Genomic DNA, 18,172 nt, shown 5'->3' with positions numbered 1-18,172 from the left:
TCATCGGCTGAGAAGGACGGTTATGCAACAGGCTCTCGATTACTTCAATCAATTGAACCAGGATTACCTCGACGTACACCGCGCCAAAGAAGAGCTGTTCTGGCAAAACTACATGGGCACCGGCGGTGAAGACGTCTCGGCGCGCTTTTCCGCCGCGGAAAGCGCCTATAAGCGCTTTATCGCCGAACCGCGCCGGCTGGCGGAGATCCGCACTCTGCTGGCCGGATTGGAAGCGTTGCCGCAGGAGGCGCAGCGCGATGCGCTGATCCACGGCCTGCAAGGTTGGCTGCGCTTTTTCGACTGCAACGCCATTGAAGACCCGCAGGCGCAGGCGCTGTTGGATCAGATCATCCACGCCGAATCCGATCTCTACTCGCGCCGCAAGGGCTATCAGGTCACCCATCTGAACGCCGACGGCCAGCGCGTGGCGGCTTCGCTCGGCGAGCTGTTGACCAATCAGGCGACCAACCCGAACGAAGACTATCGCCGTAGCTCGCAGCAGGCGCTGCGCGATCTGGAGCAATGGCTGCTGCATAACGGCCTGCCGGAGCTGATCGGCCTGCGCAACCGCTTTGCGCGCCAGATGGGCTATCGCAACTATTTCGACTACAAGGTGAACAAAACCGAGCGCATGACGCCGGAGCAGCTGTTCGCCATTCTGGATCGTTTCGAGCGGGAAACCCGCGAGGCCAACGCGCGCAGCCTGCAGCAGCTGGCGGCCGAGAAGGGCAGCCAGGCGCTGGAGCCATGGAACGTCCGCTTCGCCAGCGCCGGCGACGTCACCCGCCAACTGGATCCTTACTTCCCGTTTTCCCGTTCGTTGGAACGCTGGGTCGACAGCTTCAAACGCCTGCACATCGGTTTTGGCGGCGCGGAGATGAATCTCGATCTGCTGGTGCGCAAAGGCAAGTATGAGAACGGCTTCATGCACGGCCCGGTGCCGCCGTTTGTACGCCAGGGGGAATGGGTGCCCGCGCGCATCAACTTCACCAGCCTGGCGCAGCCGGGGCAGGTGGGCAGCGGCGCTTACGGGCTCAACACCCTGTTCCACGAGGGCGGCCATGCGGCGCACTTCGCCAACATTCGCCAGAATGCGCCGTGCTTCTCGCAGGAGTTCCCGCCGACTTCGATGGCCTATGCCGAAACCCAGTCGATGTTCTGCGACAGCCTGCTGGACGACGCCGATTGGCTGAAACGCTATGCGAAAAACGCCGCCGGCGAAGCGGTGCCCGATGCGCTGATCGAAGCCGGCATCGCGGCGCGCCAGCCGATGCGCGCGTTCAACGAACGCCATATCCTGCTGGTGCCGTACTTCGAGTGGGCGCTGTATCAGTGGGATGACGAGCAGCGCACGCCGGAAGCCATCACCGCGCTGGCGCGTGAGGTTGAGCAGAAGATCCTCGGCATCAGCGGCAGCCCGCGCCCGACGTTGGCGATCCCGCACCTGCTGTCGCTGGAGTCCGCCTGTTCCTATCAGGGTTATTTGCTGGCGATGATGGCGGTGGAGCAAACCCGTCACTTCTTCCTGCAGCGCGACGGTTATCTGACGGACAACCCGGCCATTGGCCCGGATCTGGCGCAACACTACTGGTTGCCGGGCAACAGCGTCAGCCACGACGACACGCTGCGCAGCCTGACCGGCGAAGGGTTTAATCCGGACTATCTGGCGCAGGCCTGCAACCAGACGGTGGCGCAGGCGTGGCATGAGGCGCAGCAGACGATGGCCGCCGCCGCTGCACGCCCGCAGCCGCCGGCGGATTTCGATTTGCAGGCGCATATTCGGGTGGTGGATGGCGAGACGGTATTGGCAGACAACGCCGACGGTGACGAACGGATGTGCCGCGACTTCGCTGCGGCGATAGAGGCGCGTTTGGTTTAAGGCTGACAGTAAAATCCACGCGGAAGCGTGGATTTTATTTAATGGTTAAAACCAGGCGTGATTTTATTCGAAATACACGTCGGGATTATCGGCCAAAGACACGAAGCTCTTGGTGTTTCTATCCAGCGTGCGAATTTCGCCGCTTTCGATATCGTACACCCAGCCGTGCAGGCGCAGCCCGCTGTTGCGCAGACCCACCGCCACAGAAGGATGGGTTTTGATATTATTTAGCTGAGCAATAACGTTCTCTTCCACCATAGCGTTAACTTTGTCTGTTTCGCTATTCCAGGTTTTCTTCTCGACCACTGCTTTGGCCGCATCCGCATAGTGCAGCCAGTGAGCTACCGCAGGCATGGGGTCGAGGCACTGGCAGGACGCGATAGCCTTCATGGCGCCACAGTTTGAGTGGCCACAAATCACGATATCAGTAACACCCAATGCCACCACCGCGTACTCGATGGTGGCAGAAACCCCGCCCGGCTCCGGGCCAAAGGAAGGAACGATGTTGCCGGCGTTGCGGATAACGAACAGTTGCCCAGGTTCTTGCTGCGTCACCAGCTCGGGCACCAGACGGCTGTCAGAACAGGAGATGAAAAGCGCTTTAGGATTTTGGCTGGAGGCAAGGCTGCGAAACAGTTCCTTACGCTGTGGGAAAATCTCTTTCTGGAAACTGAGGAAACCTTCAATGATATGTTGCATACAACGCTCTCTGCATCTGTAGTCTGCGTAACATGATAATCATCCTCTCCTGTTAGTCCAGCCATGGGCAGGTAAAAAAATGTGTGTGCAAGCCCCCCGCAATCCCCATTGAATACAGGGTTTCTGCCTGTTTGCGACAGAATTTTCCGGTTCGTTTACTCGTGGGGGGATGATAATGCGGGGCGGCAAGAAATTCGCTGTTGTGCCCATTCAGCGCTGACGTACGCGAACATAAAAAAGCCCGCCGGGGTGATATCCGGCGGGCTTTTTGACGTCTGGGGCGGCGATTATTTGTAGATAACCGCGGTGGCGTGCATCAGGTTATTGCCGCTGGTGGAGGTGATGGTGAAAGCCCTGGCGCCTGCGGCATCGGCTTTGGCGGCCAACTGAGACTTCAGGCTGCTCAGGTCGGTTGCGCCGCTGGCGACGATCACGCCGGCTTTTTCGAATTGGGCGGCATCCTGGGCGCTGACGTGTTCAGCGGCGAAAGTGGTGAAAGAAGCGGTGGCCAGGGCGATAGCGGCAGCAAAAGTTTTGATGGTTTTCATGTGGGTCATTCCTGTCAAAGTGAATTAGGGAGAAAGGGGTTTGCCTTTCGATGGGAGGATTATTGCGCAGTGACAGGCAGGATGAAATCGGAGAGTGTTGACAGTTTTATTCAGATTTTTTGATGGTTAATTCCCCCGTTCATCTTCTGCATAAACAGGGGGAGACGATCAGCGCGTCGGGCGCGCCAGATCGAAACGGTGCTGTTCGGAAATGCCATAGTAGGCGGTTGGGCCGCCGGCGCGCAGGATAGGTTCGGCAGCGGCGGTCTGGTAGACGCCGTGTTCGTCCAGCAGCGCCGGATCGAGGTGCACCGCCACCACTTCGCCCAATATCAGCCAGGTCTCCACCTGTTCGCCGGCGGCGGTTTGCAGCTGAATGCACTGGGTCAGGCGGCATTCGAAGTTCACCGGGCTTTCGGCCACGCGCTCGGCTTTGACCCGGCGTCCGGGCAGCGGCGTGACGCCGGCGAAGGCGAATTCATCTTCGCCGCGCGGCAGGTTGATGGCACTGTGGTTCATCGCTTCCGCCAGCGGGCGTGTCGCCAGGTTCCAAACGAACTCGCCGGTTTCCACGATATTCGCCACGCTGTCTTTCCAGCCGGTGCTGGCGAAACCGATGATCGGCGGGCGATAGTTGAAGCAGTTAAAAAAGCTGTAGGGTGCCAGATTACGCAAGCCGGCGGCGCTGCGGGAAGAGATCCAGCCGATGGGGCGCGGGCCGACGATGGCGTTCAGCGGATCGTGCGGCAGGCCGTGGCCGGCGGCGGGTTCATAATAATAACGAGATTCACGGTTCATGGGGGATCCTGCGGCAATCGATGAAGCTTTCATTGTGCCGGGTTTCCCGCCGCTGCGCCATTGCGGGCCGGATGTGTTATCTTACGCGCCGGAAATCCCTTCAAGAGAGCCCGTCACGGTGGAAAAAAAGAAAACCTTCCCGCAGCAGAAAAGCGGCCTGCATCCGCGCAACCGTCATCGTTCGCGCTACGACTTCCCGGCGCTGATCGCCAGCTGCCCGGCGCTGGCGCCGTTCGTAAAACCGAACGCCTGGGGCGATGTCTCGGTGGACTTCGCCGATCCGGCGGCGGTGAAAATGCTCAACCGTGCGTTGCTGCAACACTTTTACGGCATCGAACACTGGGATATTCCGGCTGATTATCTGTGCCCGCCGATCCCCGGCCGCGCCGACTATCTGCATCACCTGGCGGATCTGCTGGCGACCAGCAACGGCGGCGAGATCCCGCGCGGCAAGGGCGTGGCGATCCTCGACGTCGGCGTCGGCGCCAACTGCATTTACCCGATCGTCGGCCTGCGCGAATACGGTTGGCGTTTCACCGGCTCCGAAATCGATCCGGTGTCGCTCAACTCGGCCAAGATGATCGTCGAGATGAACCCGACGCTGCGCAACAGCGTGCGCCTGCGGCTGCAAAAACAGCCTGAGCTGATTTTTAGCGGCATTATCGGCGCGGCCGAGAAATTCGACGCCACCCTGTGCAACCCGCCGTTCCACGCGTCCGAGCAGGAAGCGCGCGCCAGCACCCGCCGCAAGCTGCATAAACTGGGCAAAGGGGAAGTGGCCGACAAGCCGGTGCAAAACTTCGGCGGCAAGAACAACGAGCTGTGGTGCGAAGGCGGTGAAGAAGCCTTTGTGCGCAAGATGGTGGCAGAGAGCGTCGGCAAGGCCAACAACTGCCTGTGGTTCACCTCGCTCATCTCGAAAAACACCACGTTGCCGGCCATCTACCATGCGTTGAAAGTGGCGGGGGCGGCCGAGGTGCGCACCATCGAGATGGCGCAAGGGCAGAAGATCAGCCGCTTCGTCGCCTGGACCTTCCACGACGCCGAGCAACAGGCCGCCTGGGCAGCCGAACGCTGGCGCTAGGTCTTCAGGTGCTTCGGTATGGGAGCAAAGTCCCATACCGAGGATCGGTTTTCCCCGTTTTATTGACTTATCGCATCAGCATTTCTTAACTGTAGTCATACCTATAAAAACCCCTCCAGGCAGTGTGCAATGTCTCTCTTCGCGATGTAGGAGACAGGCCGCGGCGCAGCCATGCCGCGAACTTAGTCCATTACACTGACGGGATTTATTATGATTCCTTTAGCTACGCAACAAGAGGTCGGCGCCTTAATCATCGGCATTTTCGGGCGTTTGCCGACGGCGGCGGAAATCGATTACTACGACAGCGCATTTGATATCGGCAGCCAGCCGCCCGCCTATATGGCCAGCATTTTAATGAGCCAACCCGATGCCGGTTGGATGAGCGGCCAAAGCGAATACGACATTCTCAGCCAGGTTTATTTCTCCGTTTACAATACCGCTCCCGATCCGGATTACATCAATGCCTTACTGCAACAGGGGCATTTCAACAGCGCTGTCGCCAGCGTCGTCATCGACCTCTTCAACTATCTGGGGGACGATCCGGTGATGCTGGCGCAGCGTGATGCGCTCGATCAGCGCATTGCTGAAGGTTTGTACCCCGGCACGGCCGCCGATGCCGCCGGCGGAAGCGGCGACGCGCAGGCGATGTTTTATCTGCTGCGAGCGCCCTGGCAGACCGATGAAATTGCGCATGACGGCAAGCTGCTCAATCAGGGGGGCGATCTGGCTGCGTTGGCGCAGAGCAAGATTGCCACCCTGCCGCTTAACGATCTTTCCGATCATGACTTCATTTTGCATCTGTTCGCACAGGGATTCGAACGGCCGCCGACGGCGCCTGAACTGGCCGCTTACCAGCAACGGCTGGCGGAAGGCGCGACGCGCGGCGATCTGCTGGTGGATATGATCGCGCAGTTGCGCGGGGTGGTGGCGCCGGAAGATGCGGCGGCTCAACAGCATTTCAATGCGGCGGGCCAGGAATATTCACCGGGCGAACTGCCGGCGACCGAGTATCTGGAGCAGATAGCGGCGCTGTTCCGTGCATTGCCCGAGCGGGCGGTGGACAGCGTCTCGCTGGACAATTGGAGCAAAACGCTGGCCTCCGGCACCTTGAGCTATACCGAATTGGTCTCGGCCCTTCTGGCGACGCCGGAATTTCAGGCGCAGATCGGTGGTTTGCAGGGGGACGACTTTATTCAGCACGTCTATCAGGCGGTGCATGGCCGGGCGGCGGATGAACAGCAGTTGGAACACTATCGGGCGTTGGGCGGCGACAAGGCACTGGTCACGCAGGCGGTGATCGCCGATCTGATCAATGCGCCGCCGGCAGGTGACGTTCAGTATGAACAGTGGATGTTCGCGCGTGATGTCGGCGCCAGCCTGGCGTATAAAACGACTGCTTCTCTCGCCACCAGCGAGGGCGGCGGCAACGCGTCGGGTACGGTGAATACGCATGCTCACCATACGCTGAGCAATGCGGAAACCGCCGTGCTGTTCAGGGTGTTCCTGGATGCTGACGCGGACGTTACGGTTGACCTGAGCTATGCCTCGCAGCTTTCTTACCTGATCGTCAATGGCGACGCTGCGGCGGATATCCGGCTGCATAATAACCCTGCGGCTCGGTATGGGGTGGAGATGACGGTAAACAATGCCAATGTGACAGTGCATGGCACCCATGGCGACGATCGGGTGCAGCTCACTTCGCAGGCCGATCTCGCCGCCGCCCAAGGGCACTTTTCTCTGAACAACGGCAATGACAGCCTGCTGTGGGGAGGCAATGCCGATGGCGGCGCCAATCATGTGGGGTGGATATTCAGCGCCGATGGCGGTGACGGGCACGATATTTTGTCCGCCAACCTGATCGTCAAAATGACCTCGACGCTCGATCTTTTTGGCGTGCGCATCAGTACGGTGAGCAGCAATGCCGCCAATTTCAGTCATTTCGAACAGATAGATATGGCGGGTTACATCGGCCAGGCGGAAGCTACGCTGACGCAAATCGGTTGGAACGGTTACAGCACGAAAGCGCTGGCGACGAGCGCTCATGTGTTTGACTACGGGGTGCTGAGCGGCAACGCCACCGTAGAGGGAACGGACGGAGGGACGGTCGTGCAGAGCCGGGCGGCGCAGGCGCTTGGCCGTGAGGGATTGTTGCTGTCCGGGCGGGCGGATAACGTCAAGGTGATCAACGCCAATGCCGATGCGGCGCGCCTTGAAATCAGCGGCATCGGTGATCATGCGGACAGCCAGCTGGAGATAGCCTTCCTTGAGAATGCCACCGATCGTTTCGACCTGTTGTTCTCCGGGCGCGGTAATGCCGGCTCATTGGCGCTTGACTCGCATGGCGATGAAAATCCATTGACATTGGTTGCCATTAACACCGGCGGCTGGGGAAATGGCGCCTTGACGCTGACGGGGCAAAATGATCAGGTGCAAGACATTACGTTGTCCGGCGGCGCGAATTTCAACCTGACGCTAACGGAGGGGTACACTCAGGTCCGCCAGGTTGACGCTTCGGCCTTTGCCGGTAATGGGTTCACCCTGACGTCCTCTCATGGCGGCAGCGGTGACGGCACGATCATTCAAATGTTGGGCTTGCTGCCGTTAAGTGGTGGCGCGCAGGCCAAATTGGCGCCGCTGCTGGAAGATCTTGGGCTACAGGGCGAACAGCTGTTGGTCAAAGGCGGAGGAGGCAGCGATCAATTTAACGTGCAGGGAGACACGACGATCGTCGCCGGCGCAGGGAAAAGCCACGTTACGCTGCAGAGCAGCACGGCGGCGTCAGGCGTGACGTTAAAAGACTTTTCGCTGACGCAGGGCAGCATCGACGATGTGCTTTCAGGTCTGCGGATCGCTCAGGGGGCCGGCGGCGGGAAGCTGGCGGATTATGGCGTCAGCGATGCGCAAGGCGTGGAGGCGAGAATCGGCGCCCTGACGGCCGAACAGGGCAGCAGCGCCAGCCAGCTGTTGGCCGCGTTGCTCGATCTCGGTCAGCCTGGAGCATTGAGCGCCAAGGTCGGGGTCAGCAGCGTTCTCGGCGAGCAAAACAGCAGCTACCTCATTGTCGATAACAATGATGACCACCGTCTGGATGCCGCGGACAGCGTCATCCTGCTCTTGGGGCAGGACCATCAAAGTTTGCTCAATGAACTGCGCTATGTGCCGGAAATCATGCTCAACGGCACGGTGGTTGAGCCGGAGCCGCTGGTCGCGTAAGAGGCGATGTGTTAGCTCAACGGCGCCGGTTATCCTGCCGGCGCCGACAAAAATCCGCATTTTACCTTTCAATTTTCATCACTTACGTTATTCTCATTACGCATTTAATAATAAAAATCTTAGGTTATTGGTTTATTTAAATTCGAATAATTACTTTACTGAATAAATAAATTTAATCCGGTTAAGAGCAATAACCAGAAGGTTCGGCGCTGCCCGTACCTTCCGCGATGGCACGTCTGCGTGTGGGCGCGGCATGTGGCCAGACAAAATAAGAAAAGCGCCATCATCTGCCACAAGGACTACACCTTATGCTGTTACGATTCAGTCAGTTAACTACCCACAAAGGCGCCGAGCTGGGCGCGATAGAACACGCCGTTCCCATGATCGTATTCTCGCCCGACGGCACGGTCTTGCGCGCCAACGATCTCTTCCTCAACACGCTGGGATTTCAACGCGATGACGTGATTGGCCGGCATCACCGTATTTTCTGCGATCCGAACTATGTCGCCAGCCCGTTGTACCGCAAGCATTGGGAGACGCTGAATAAGGGGCAACCCATCACGGACACCCTAAAACGCATCGCGAAAAACGGCGAGACGGTATGGCTGCAGGGCACCTATGCGCCGGTGCTGAATAAACAGGGTAAGGTGGTGGAAATCGTCAAGATCGCCAGCGAAGTGACCGAGCGAGTGACCCAGGCGCAGGAACACCGCAGCCTGCTGGCGGCGCTGAATCGATCGATGGCGATGATTGCTTTCACGCCGCAGGGCACCATTGTCAGCGCCAACGACAATATGCTGGCGCTGATGGGCTATCGGCTGGATGAGGCGTGCGGGCAGTCGCATGCGGTGCTGTGCCCGCCGGCGTTCGCCGCTTCCGACGACTATCGGCGGCACTGGCAGCGTCTGGCGCGCGGCGAGTTCATCACCGGGCGTTTTGAACGCATCAACCGGCGCGGCGAACGGGTATGGCTGGAGGCCAGTTACAACCCGATCCTCGACAATGATGGCCAGGTGGTGAAAGTGGTGAAAATTGCTCAGGACATCACCCGATTGATGCAACAGCAGCAACACGAAGAAGAGATGGTGCGCAACGCGCATTATCTGTCGCTGGATACCGACCGGCAGGCGGCGCAGGGCGCGGTCATCGTGCAGCAGGCGGTGAAGGGCATGCAGCAGGTCGAAGCGGCGGCGCGCGAAACCTCGGACGTGGTCACCGAGCTCGGCAAGTGTTCGCAGCAGATCGGCACCATTGTCGAAGCCATTCGTAAAATCGCCTCCCAAACCAACCTGCTGGCGATTAACGCCTCCATCGAAGCTGCCCACGCCGGTGAGCACGGGCGCGGTTTTGCGGTGGTGGCCAACGAGGTGCGCACGCTGGCGGAACAGTCGCGCAAGGCGGCGACCGAGATCGAACGCATGACCAAGTCTATCCAGCAAGGCGTGGCGGCGGCGATCGCCGGCATGGCGACCTGCGTGGAACAGGCCGGCGGCGGTGTGGCATTGACCCATGACGCCGGAGAAGTGATTAACCAGGTCAATATCGGCATGCATGACGTCGTGAAGCTGATGCAGGCCTTTACCTCGGTGAAGCAGGGCGATGCGCTGCACTGAGTCTGCCGGACGCCGCCTCTGAAAACGGGGCGGCGTTTGCCTCCCCCCACCGATTCCTGCGCCGTTGAGCCGCGGTTCAATTTTACCGGTCTATGCTAGACTTGATGTGAACGAACGTTCGTTCATTAATTAATATCAATTTATGGCGCCAGGCGCCCCCTTCACCGTTTCGGGAACTGACGATGGGAAACCGAGAAAAGATTGTCGAGGCCGCGCTGCATAGCTTTACCCATCAGGGATTTCACCAGACCAGCATGCGGGATATCGCACAGGCGGCGGGCGTCAGCGTGGGCAACCTCTATAACCATTTTTCCGGCAAGGAGGCGCTGATCGTCGAGATCGCGCTGCTGGAAAACGGCGTATTCGCCGAGTTCGCCGCCGGATTATTGGCCGACAGAAAGCGGCCGAAACAGGCGCTGTCGATTTTTTTCACCGCCTATCATGCCTTTGTCGCCGAACCGGCCAATGTTCAGCTGTCGGCGGAGATCGTGGCGGAGGTGGCGCGCAACCCGGCGTTGGCCGAGCCGTTCAGCGCCAACCAGCGGCAGTTGATTGAGGCGCTGGCGACGGTGATCGCCGAGGCTCAGCAAACCGGTGAAATCGCGGCGGCGATAGCGCCGTTACCGCTCGCGCAGCTGGTGCTGGACGTGATCGAAAGCCAGGCCTGGCGGCAGGCGATCTTTGCGTCGCCTGCGCCGGAGGAGACCACGCCGGTGCGGCTGTTGGAACAACTGCTCTACCGGCATCCCTAGTCGAGGTGGATATGCTGCACATTGAGCCGTATCGCGACGCTGACCGCCTGCAAACGGCGGCGTTGATCTACGCCGCGTTCTGCGACAAGTTCCAGCGCGCGCGCCGTTTGAGCGCCCGCCGGCAGTGGCGTCTGTTTTATCGGCTGTGGTGTTGGCAGCAAAGCGGCAGCCGGGAGCGCAGCTTCGTGGTGAAACAGGATGAACAGGTGGTGGCGGCTTTTGCCCTCAATGTGGCCGCGGCAGAGGGCGACGGCGGGCTGCGCCCGCGCGCCTTGCCGATTTGGCGGCTGTGTCGCCGCTATGGCTGGCTGAACGTTTGGCGCATGTATCTGCAAATGGCGGTATTGCAGCATACTCCGGCGGCCGATGAGCTGTATCTCTCTTACCTGGCGGTGGCGGAGAGTCAGCGCGGTAAAGGGGTGGGCAGGCGGCTGCTGCAGTGGATGAACGACTATGCCGCCGAACAGGGCGCAGGCCGGCGTCTGAGTCTGCACGTCAGCCGGCGCAATGTCGATGCGCAGCGCCTGTACCGGCGCTGCGGTTTTCTGGTACGGCGCGAAGAGCACTACGCCTTGCTGGGGGGGCTGTTCGGCCAGGCCGATTGGGTATTGATGGAGAAACGCAACGGGGAGGCGATGTGCGCAAAATAGGGCTGTGCCTCGTGGCGCTGGTTTTGGCGGCGCTTGGCTGGGTGATTTACGTCAACGACTTTCGCTTTGTCACCGAACCGGTCACGGTGACCGCCGGCGGCAACCGGCTGAGCGGCACGCTGGTGCTGCCGGAACATGCGCCGGTTAAGCCTGGCGTGGTGGTGTTCATACACGGCGATGGGCCGGCCAACGCCAGCCGCGACGAAGGCTATTACGGCATTTGGGAGGCGATAGCGCAGCAGGGCTATGCGGTTTTATCCTTCGACAAGCCGGGCGTAGGCGGCTCCAGCGGCAACTGGCTGCATCAGACCATGGCGGATCGCGCGCGGGAAACCGCTGATATCATCGACTGGGCCAGACGGGACGGGCGCTTCGATGCGCGCTGCGTGGGGCTGTGGGGCGCCAGCCAGGCGGGATGGGTGATGCCGGAGGTGGCGCGTTTACGCCCTGACATTGCTTTCACTCTTGCACTCTCGCCGGCGATCAATTGGCTGCGGCAAGGGCGCTATAACACCCGGGCGGCGATGGCGGCGGCAGGGGACGATGAAGCGCAGATCCTGGCGCGCGAGGCGCATTGGCGCCATATCCAGACCCTGCTCGAGCAACCGGACGGCTACGCGCAGTACCGTCGCGAGTCCGGCGCCGCCGCATTGAGCGCCGACCGCTGGCGTTTTATCCGCGCCAACATGGCCAGCGACGCGACGGCGGGATTGCGGCATTTCGCCACGCCGGTGCACCTGATCCTGGGCGGGCGCGACGTCAACGTGGACGCGGACGAAACCGAGCGCGTGTATCGGCAAACGATCCCGGCCTCGCTGCTGACGGTGACGCGCATCGACGAAGCAGACCACGTGATGATCAAACCGCTGTTCGCCCGCCATCCGTGGCTGATCAACGTGGTGGGCCTGTTTGCCCCGCGCTCGGTGCAATACGACGCCTACCGGCGGGACGTGGCGGCCTTCCTGGCCGCCCATCCTTGCGGCCAGGGGCGTTAGCCTCAGCTCGCGGCAGGCGGCGGCTCTTCATGCGGCTGCGGCGCGCGGGAGATCTGCATCGCCTGCTGCGGCATGCCGATGCCGGCCCGATCGAAATGGATTTTCACCAGCCGATCGAGGGCGTATTGCACCACCCACTGTTTCAGCGCCTGTGTGCGCACCGTCACGCGGGTGGTGAACGAGCGGTCTCCCAGCGCCACCACGCCGTTGAAGACCGGCTCGCCAATCAGGAAATGCTTCACCTGTTCATCCTGCTTCAGCGCCGCGACGGCCTGATGCAGCACCTCATTGACCCGATCGATGTCCTCGTCGCGGCTGACGGTGTAGTTGGCGCGGTATACCCCGAACTCACGCGCATAGTTGGCCAGCGTGGTGATCGAGGAGTATGGCACTATGTGGTAGACGCCGTAGTCGTCGCGCAGGCCGATCGAGCGGATGGTCATGCGCTCCACGGTGCCGGTGATGCCGCTGACGGTCACGTACTCGCCGGTGTTCATGCCGTTTTCGAACTGGATGAACACGCCGGTAATCACGTCTTTCACCAGCGTCTGGGCGCCGAAGCTGATGGCCAGCCCCAGCGCGCCGGCGCCCGCCAGCAGCGGCGCGATGTTCAATCCCACCTGCGACAGCACGATCATCACGGTAATGGTGCTGATAACGATAGCCAGCACGTTGCGAAACAGCGTCAGCAGCGTGCGTTCGCGCGCGCTCGGCCGCACGCCGTTGCTCAGCTCCAGCGCCAGACGGTGCTCGATGATGCTGGCCATCAGCGTCCAGCTGAACACGGCAATCAACAGGATCAGCAGGATATGCACCAGCCCGCCGAGCGTCCGCTGGCCATTTTCGCTGCCCGCCCATTGATACAGGTTGATCAGATGCCAGGCATCGAGCAGAAACAGCGTCACCGCCAGCACCACCATCACCCGCAGTATCTTCAACCCGTTGGGGATGTAGGAGTTGATGCGCCGCTCGAGCATCGGGTAGCGCAGATTGACGTCGGTCGGCAGTGAAATGCGGCGGAAAATCCAGCGGGTCAGCATGCCGGACAGCAGCGCGCCGACGCCGACCACCAACAGGCTTTTCACCGTGGCGCTCATCATAAAGCGCAGGCTGTTGCCGATGTCGAACTGGGACAGCACGAACAACACCAGAAAATAGGCGATCGCCAACAGATGCCAGATATGCCCCAGCCCGCGCAGGATCACGCTGAAAAACGCCATCGACCGCTCGGCCAGCTGGTTGATCTGTTGCTGTATCGGCTTGCGGTTGTGCAGGATCAGCCAAATGGCGTACAGCGTCAGCGCCAGCATCACCACCAGGTTGACGGTGGCGGCGGCCGGGTAGCTTATCTGTACCGCCACCACCGGCACCACCACCATCAGGCCGTAGCCGATCAGGCCGCTGAGCCAGGCGAGGCGGGTGTTCCAGTAGTGCGCGCTCCGGTCGCTGAAGGGGAAGGGGCGCAGATAGTCGAAGCGGGGGGCGAAAATCAGCCGCAGCACCGCCTTGAAAAATTCAATCACCGCGAAGGCGCTGAGAAACAGGGTCTGCAGCCGCAGAATGGTGGCGCTGTCGGCGTGGACGTGGCGGGCGAACAGATTGCCCGCCGCCAGCGCCAGCAGCAGCACCAGCAGATCGATGGCGAAAGCGCCGAGAATGGCGGCGGGGCGTTTATACCACGGGCCGCGCTGTAGCCGCGCATTGTGTCCCCAACTGCCCATGCGTTTGTACAGCGGCGCGATCAACCGCCGGATCAGGTGGAACAGCGCAAAGGTGACCGCCACCGTCAGCAGAAAGTAGCCCAGCGCGCGGAAAAAGCCGGCGGGATTGAAAACGCGCTTCGGGCCGGAATCGATCAGCTTTTGCAGCGCGCCGAGCTTCTGGTTAAAGGTGCCGATGCCTTCCTGCGCCAGCGAGTTCAGGCTGTCGCTCAGCGTAGCGGGCGTCGATTCCTCCGGCGTTGCCGGCGCGGCGGCGGGGGCGTCGCCGGCGGTCTGTTTCAGGTGGTTGATGAGTTCCGCGCGCGCTTTGTCGTCTTGCAGCAGATTGGCCAGCGCGGCGTAGGCGGCTTTCTGCTGCTCGCTCTTGTCGGCGGGCGCGGGCGGCGCATTTTGCGCCAGCGCCGGTGGTGCGAAGACGTTCAGGGTCAGCAACAGCAGCAGGAAAAGCAGGTGTTCTCGCAGATGAGAACCTCGTCGGGAGTCTGCGTTTGGCGGCATGGTTCCTCTCTTTGGCGTTCTTTGATCGGCGGATGTAAAAGCAATACGATGAAAAACAATGAATATAGTAGGAAAGGTGGCGCGACGGGGCGTGGGAGAGCGTGCGGAATGAAAGCGGCGGGCGCGTGGTGCGCCCGCCGTTAAACCGCCAGGATCAGGACACGTGCTGCAGGAACTCCTGCAGACGCGGGCTTGGCGGATGATTGATCAGATCGTGCGGGTTGCCGTCTTCGGCAATCCGGCCCTTGTCGATAAAGATCAGGCGCGACGCCACTTTTTCGGCAAAGCCGACTTCATGGGTAACGATGACCATCGTCATGCCTTCCTCGGCCAGATCCTGCATCACCTTCAGCACTTCATGGCGCAGCTCCGGATCGAGCGCGGAGGTCGGCTCGTCGAACAGCATCATTTTCGGCTTCACCGCCAGCGCGCGCGCGATCGCCACGCGCTGCTGCTGGCCGCCCGACAGTTCGGACGGGTAATGGTGGGCGCGCTCCGCCAGGCCGACCTTGGCCAGCAGTTCGCGCGCCAGCTTTTCCGCATCGGACTTCTTCGCGCCGCGTACGCGGATCGGGCCGAAGGCGACGTTTTCCAGCGCCGTCAGGTGCGGGAACAGATAGAACTGCTGGAACACCATGCCGGCTTCCTGGCGGATCAGCCGATCGTCCACTTTCGGATCGTTGGCTTTCAGGCCGTCGACGATCAGATCGCCGCTGGTGACTTCTTCCAGCTTGTTGATGCAGCGCAGCAGGGTGGATTTGCCGGAGCCGGACGGCCCGATGATCACCACCACTTCGCCTTTGTCGATCTTCAAATCGATGTTGTGCAGCACCTGGGTTTGGCCAAAATGCTTGGAGACGTTTTTAAATTCAATCACAGGATTTTCATCCTTCTTTCCAGACGACGCAGCACGAAGCTCAGCACCAGGGTAATAATCAGATAGATAACCGCCACGGCGCTCCAGATTTCCAGCGCGCGGAAGTTACCGGCAATAATTTCCTGACCCTGACGGGTCAGCTCCGCCACGCCGATTACGATGAACAGCGAGGTGTCTTTGATGCTGATGATCCACTGGTTGCCCAGCGGCGGCAGCATGCGGCGCAGCGCCAGCGGCATAATGACGTAGCGGATGGTTTCGCGGCGCGACAGGCCGAGCGCCAGGCCGGCCTCGCGGAAACCGTTATGGATAGACAGCACCGCGCCGCGGGTGATTTCCGCGATGTAGGCGCCGGAGTTGATCATGATGGTCACCACCGCCGCGGTGAAAGGATCGATGCGCAAATCGGTGAACGCCATCGGCAAGGCGAAGTAGATGAACATCACCTGCACCACGATCGGCGTGCCGCGGATCACTTCGATAAACACCAACGCGATGTGGTTGGCGATCCAACCGCCGTAGGTGCGGGCAAAGCCGGCGACGAGGCCGATGATCAGGCCGCCAATCAGACCGAGGACCGAAATCCACAGGGTCATTTTGGCGCCCTCTAACAAGATAGGAATGGCGGGCCAGATGGCGCTCCAGTCGAACTGCATGATATTTCTCCCGGTGATCCCAAACGTGGGTATCAGATACAACAAAGCGCAGGGGGTTAAGCGCCCCCTGTGCTTAAGTTAATCGCTTGCCAAATTCACAGCTTACTTAGGTTCGGTGCCGAACCACTTCTTGTAAATCTCGTTATAGGTGCCGTTCTCGCGCAGCGTTTTCAGCGCGCCGTTCACCTTCTCGCGCAGCTCGTCGCTGCCTTTAGGGAAGGCGATGCCATACTGCTGCGCTTCCAGCGAATCGCCGACGGTTTTGAACTTGCCGGCGCCGGCCGTCTTAATGAAGTATAGGATGTTTGGCGTGTCGTGCAGCACCGCGTCGGCGCGCTTGGTGCCCAGTTCCATGTAGGCGTTGTCGATGTTAGGGAACTGACGCAGATCCTTGGTTTTGATGTGCTGCTTGGCATAATCCACCGAGCCGGTGCCGCTCTTCACCGCCACCACTTTGCCGTTCAGATCGTCGATGCTTTTCACGCTGTTGTTGTCGGCGTTGACCATCACCAGCAGGCCGCTCTTGTAGTAGCCGTCGGAGAAATCGATGGCTTTCTTGCGCTCATCGGTGATGGTGATGCCGGCCAGCGCCAGATCGACGTTTTTGGTCTGCAGCGCCGGAATGATGCCGCCGAAGTCCATCGGTTTCAGGGTGTAGTCCAACTTCAGCTCTTTGGCGACCGCGGCCCACAGGTCGATGTCGAAGCCGACGTATTTGTCGCCTTGCTTGAACTCAAAAGGAACGAAAGCGGTGTCGGTGGCGACCACCAGTTTGTCTGCTGCGTGGGAACTTACGGCAAAGGCCAGAGAGAGTGCGGCCAGGGAGACTTTAAAAATCGACTTCATGAGAGGAATTCCTGTACAGGTTGCGGATTACCCATTTTTTATATTGCAGTTGGTGCCATGAAAAAATCGTGCCATGTTTTCAACTAATATAAAAACAAAGAGTTACTGCGTGATGTTGTGCCATGACGGCGAATTGTTATGGTTATGCACCACAATGAGGCACCGAAATGGTGCGTAAGAATTATCTTGGTGCACGGGGCTATCATTAACCAAATTTTGGCTGTGAAACAACCGTTCTTTAACGTTTTTGCTTCAATATTGATAACTAACTCTAACTTTCATGATCCATTGACGGTGCAAGGGTGACTGCGAGAGGGGCAAAAGGGGAGCAGATAATGCTAACGCAACTGGCTGTCTTTGCTGCCGCGTCGGTTGTACAGGCTGGTGGCCGCGTGTTTTTTGTCTTGTTCGGCCTGGCAGGCGACGCAAAAACGCACGCCCTTCAGCGCCTTGCGGCGCGCCTCGGGGATCGGTTCTCCGCATTCCTGGCAATAGCGTTCGCTCTCGCCGTGCCCGAGCGCTTCACGCGCGCGCTGCACCGCATCGTCGATGGTGGAATCAATCTGATCTTGTACGGCGCCGTCCGCCGCCCAGCCGCTGGCCATCATCACCTCCTGACAAGGAAATCCTACCGTTTAATATGGGCCGTTTTTTGTACAATGCAACGGTTGCGCAAAAGAAAACAGGCCGGGCAAAGCCCAGCCTGCGCTGCCCGGAACGACGGGCGATCTGCAACGCTTTCGCGTTATTCGATATTGGATTCGATGAACCACAGGAACTTGTCCAGATCGCGCGAGGCGGCGGTGAACATATCGGCGGTGTCTTCGTCTTCCACTTCGGTAATGGCTTTGCGGATGTCATTCGCGACCGCGCCGTAGCGATCGGCCAGCGCTTTCAGGTGCTCTTGCACGCTGTGGATATTGGTCGGGTAGCTTTTCAGCGGCGTGCGATCGTTGACCACCTGTACGGTGCCCAGCGCCACGCCGCCCAGTTGCACCACGCGTTCGGCGAAGGTGTCCTGATGCTCGATGATGGCGGTACGGAAGCCGTCCAGCATTTCGTGGACCGCGATGAAGTTCGCGCCGCGCATGTTCCAGTGCGCCTGTTTGGTGATCAACGAAAGATCGATGAATTGCACGACCTGATGGTTCAGCGCCTTGATGGCGGCCAGTTTAACTTTTTCGTCCAGATCGTTACGGGTATACAGCAGATCAGAAGATTTCGTTTTCACCAGTTTAGCGGTACTCATATCAGATATCCTCTTGATTAGTCGTTGTCCTATTTCGTTACGGGATTAATTATAGCAGGGATGTTTATTTTTGCCGCACGAAAATGGCTATTGC

Annotated in this window: 16 protein-coding genes; 7 read left to right on the top strand and 9 right to left on the bottom strand. The window is 59.9% G+C overall.

All coding sequences use genetic code 11. The features are described from left to right. Positions 1 to 22 precede the first annotated feature (22 nt). A complete protein-coding gene (locus MMS95_RS07815; protein WP_156865339.1) occupies positions 23 to 1,879 on the top strand; it encodes a M3 family metallopeptidase in 1,857 nt (618 codons plus the stop codon). 63 nt (positions 1,880 to 1,942) lie between these two features. Here the strand turns inward: MMS95_RS07815 and MMS95_RS07810 are convergent, their stop codons facing one another. The 3 genes from MMS95_RS07810 to MMS95_RS07800 form a co-directional block, all read right to left on the bottom strand. Continuing rightward, positions 1,943 to 2,578: a carbonic anhydrase gene (locus MMS95_RS07810; protein WP_004939270.1), complete on the bottom strand. Its 636-nt coding sequence runs from the start codon at positions 2,576 to 2,578 to the stop codon at positions 1,943 to 1,945. A gap of 287 nt (positions 2,579 to 2,865) precedes the next feature. Then, the gene (locus MMS95_RS07805; RefSeq protein ID WP_060558972.1) at positions 2,866 to 3,126 is read right to left on the bottom strand and encodes a YdgH/BhsA/McbA-like domain containing protein; all 261 of its coding nucleotides are present in this window, start codon (positions 3,124 to 3,126) and stop codon (positions 2,866 to 2,868) included. A 168-nt stretch (positions 3,127 to 3,294) separates the two neighbouring features. Then, complete coding sequence (locus MMS95_RS07800) at positions 3,295 to 3,924, bottom strand: flavin reductase family protein (protein WP_015377149.1); 630 nt, start codon at positions 3,922 to 3,924, stop codon at positions 3,295 to 3,297. A gap of 118 nt (positions 3,925 to 4,042) precedes the next feature. Here MMS95_RS07800 and rlmF point away from each other — a divergent pair, with 118 nt between their 5' ends. The 6 genes from rlmF to MMS95_RS07770 all read left to right on the top strand — a co-directional run bounded on the left by rlmF (position 4,043) and on the right by MMS95_RS07770 (position 12,231). Beyond that, positions 4,043 to 5,008 (top strand): 23S rRNA (adenine(1618)-N(6))-methyltransferase RlmF, encoded by a 966-nt coding sequence (gene rlmF, locus MMS95_RS07795; protein ID WP_166444974.1) that lies wholly within the window; start codon positions 4,043 to 4,045, stop codon positions 5,006 to 5,008. 210 nt (positions 5,009 to 5,218) lie between these two features. Beyond that, a complete protein-coding gene (locus MMS95_RS07790) occupies positions 5,219 to 8,221 on the top strand; it encodes a DUF4214 domain-containing protein (protein WP_242141550.1) in 3,003 nt (1,000 codons plus the stop codon). A 308-nt stretch (positions 8,222 to 8,529) separates the two neighbouring features. After that, complete coding sequence (locus MMS95_RS07785) at positions 8,530 to 9,834, top strand: PAS domain-containing methyl-accepting chemotaxis protein (RefSeq protein ID WP_242141549.1); 1,305 nt, start codon at positions 8,530 to 8,532, stop codon at positions 9,832 to 9,834. Between the two features lie 182 nt (positions 9,835 to 10,016). Continuing rightward, positions 10,017 to 10,586, top strand: coding sequence for a TetR/AcrR family transcriptional regulator (locus MMS95_RS07780; protein WP_156865341.1), 570 nt, complete (start codon positions 10,017 to 10,019; stop codon positions 10,584 to 10,586). 11 nt (positions 10,587 to 10,597) lie between these two features. Then, positions 10,598 to 11,236 (top strand): GNAT family N-acetyltransferase, encoded by a 639-nt coding sequence (locus MMS95_RS07775; RefSeq protein WP_156865343.1) that lies wholly within the window; start codon positions 10,598 to 10,600, stop codon positions 11,234 to 11,236. Continuing rightward, positions 11,224 to 12,231 (top strand): CocE/NonD family hydrolase, encoded by a 1,008-nt coding sequence (locus tag MMS95_RS07770; protein ID WP_082996943.1) that lies wholly within the window; start codon positions 11,224 to 11,226, stop codon positions 12,229 to 12,231. The genes MMS95_RS07775 and MMS95_RS07770 overlap by 13 nt, the downstream gene beginning before the upstream one ends. A 2-nt stretch (positions 12,232 to 12,233) precedes the next feature. Here MMS95_RS07770 and ybiO read toward each other — a convergent pair whose 3' ends face one another. From ybiO to dps, 6 genes are all read right to left on the bottom strand, one after another. After that, positions 12,234 to 14,450: a mechanosensitive channel protein gene (ybiO, locus tag MMS95_RS07765; protein WP_156865347.1), complete on the bottom strand. Its 2,217-nt coding sequence runs from the start codon at positions 14,448 to 14,450 to the stop codon at positions 12,234 to 12,236. Between the two features lie 154 nt (positions 14,451 to 14,604). Then, positions 14,605 to 15,327 carry a glutamine ABC transporter ATP-binding protein GlnQ gene (glnQ, locus tag MMS95_RS07760; protein WP_004939230.1) on the bottom strand — a complete coding sequence of 241 codons (723 nt, stop codon included), beginning with the start codon at positions 15,325 to 15,327 and terminating at the stop codon, positions 14,605 to 14,607. Further along, positions 15,324 to 15,983 (bottom strand): glutamine ABC transporter permease GlnP, encoded by a 660-nt coding sequence (glnP, locus tag MMS95_RS07755; protein ID WP_004939229.1) that lies wholly within the window; start codon positions 15,981 to 15,983, stop codon positions 15,324 to 15,326. The genes glnQ and glnP overlap by 4 nt, the downstream gene beginning before the upstream one ends. A 102-nt stretch (positions 15,984 to 16,085) precedes the next feature. After that, entirely contained in the window at positions 16,086 to 16,829 is a 744-nt protein-coding gene (gene glnH / locus MMS95_RS07750) for a glutamine ABC transporter substrate-binding protein GlnH (RefSeq protein WP_004939223.1), read from the bottom strand. Between the two features lie 338 nt (positions 16,830 to 17,167). Next, positions 17,168 to 17,434, bottom strand: a complete 267-nt coding sequence (locus MMS95_RS07745; RefSeq protein ID WP_048322540.1) for a DksA/TraR family C4-type zinc finger protein — start codon at positions 17,432 to 17,434, stop codon at positions 17,168 to 17,170. A 140-nt stretch (positions 17,435 to 17,574) separates the two neighbouring features. Beyond that, the gene (dps, locus tag MMS95_RS07740) at positions 17,575 to 18,078 is read right to left on the bottom strand and encodes a DNA starvation/stationary phase protection protein Dps (RefSeq protein WP_004939215.1); all 504 of its coding nucleotides are present in this window, start codon (positions 18,076 to 18,078) and stop codon (positions 17,575 to 17,577) included. Between the last annotated feature and the right edge of the window lie 94 nt (positions 18,079 to 18,172).

Origin of the sequence: Serratia sp. PGPR-27, assembly GCF_022678525.1 — a bacterium.
Taxonomy (GTDB): Bacteria; Pseudomonadota; Gammaproteobacteria; order Enterobacterales; family Enterobacteriaceae; genus Serratia; species Serratia nematodiphila.
The sequence above is the reverse complement of the archived record's forward strand: the minus strand, read 5'-3'. Positions and strand labels throughout refer to the sequence as shown.

What these genes read in the sequence shown, in the direction of transcription:
- MMS95_RS07785 (WP_242141549.1), top strand. Translation starts at nt 8,530, where the DNA reads ATGCTGTTACGATTCAGTCAGTTAACTACCCACAAAGGCGCCGAGCTG.
- glnH (WP_004939223.1), bottom strand. Translation starts at nt 16,829, where the DNA reads ATGAAGTCGATTTTTAAAGTCTCCCTGGCCGCACTCTCTCTGGCCTTT.
- MMS95_RS07790 (WP_242141550.1), top strand. Translation starts at nt 5,219, where the DNA reads ATGATTCCTTTAGCTACGCAACAAGAGGTCGGCGCCTTAATCATCGGC.
- ybiO (WP_156865347.1), bottom strand. Translation starts at nt 14,450, where the DNA reads ATGCCGCCAAACGCAGACTCCCGACGAGGTTCTCATCTGCGAGAACAC.
- MMS95_RS07780 (WP_156865341.1), top strand. Translation starts at nt 10,017, where the DNA reads ATGGGAAACCGAGAAAAGATTGTCGAGGCCGCGCTGCATAGCTTTACC.
- glnP (WP_004939229.1), bottom strand. Translation starts at nt 15,983, where the DNA reads ATGCAGTTCGACTGGAGCGCCATCTGGCCCGCCATTCCTATCTTGTTA.
- dps (WP_004939215.1), bottom strand. Translation starts at nt 18,078, where the DNA reads ATGAGTACCGCTAAACTGGTGAAAACGAAATCTTCTGATCTGCTGTAT.
- MMS95_RS07800 (WP_015377149.1), bottom strand. Translation starts at nt 3,924, where the DNA reads ATGAACCGTGAATCTCGTTATTATTATGAACCCGCCGCCGGCCACGGC.
- MMS95_RS07775 (WP_156865343.1), top strand. Translation starts at nt 10,598, where the DNA reads ATGCTGCACATTGAGCCGTATCGCGACGCTGACCGCCTGCAAACGGCG.
- MMS95_RS07805 (WP_060558972.1), bottom strand. Translation starts at nt 3,126, where the DNA reads ATGAAAACCATCAAAACTTTTGCTGCCGCTATCGCCCTGGCCACCGCT.
- MMS95_RS07810 (WP_004939270.1), bottom strand. Translation starts at nt 2,578, where the DNA reads ATGCAACATATCATTGAAGGTTTCCTCAGTTTCCAGAAAGAGATTTTC.
- MMS95_RS07815 (WP_156865339.1), top strand. Translation starts at nt 23, where the DNA reads ATGCAACAGGCTCTCGATTACTTCAATCAATTGAACCAGGATTACCTC.
- MMS95_RS07745 (WP_048322540.1), bottom strand. Translation starts at nt 17,434, where the DNA reads ATGGCCAGCGGCTGGGCGGCGGACGGCGCCGTACAAGATCAGATTGAT.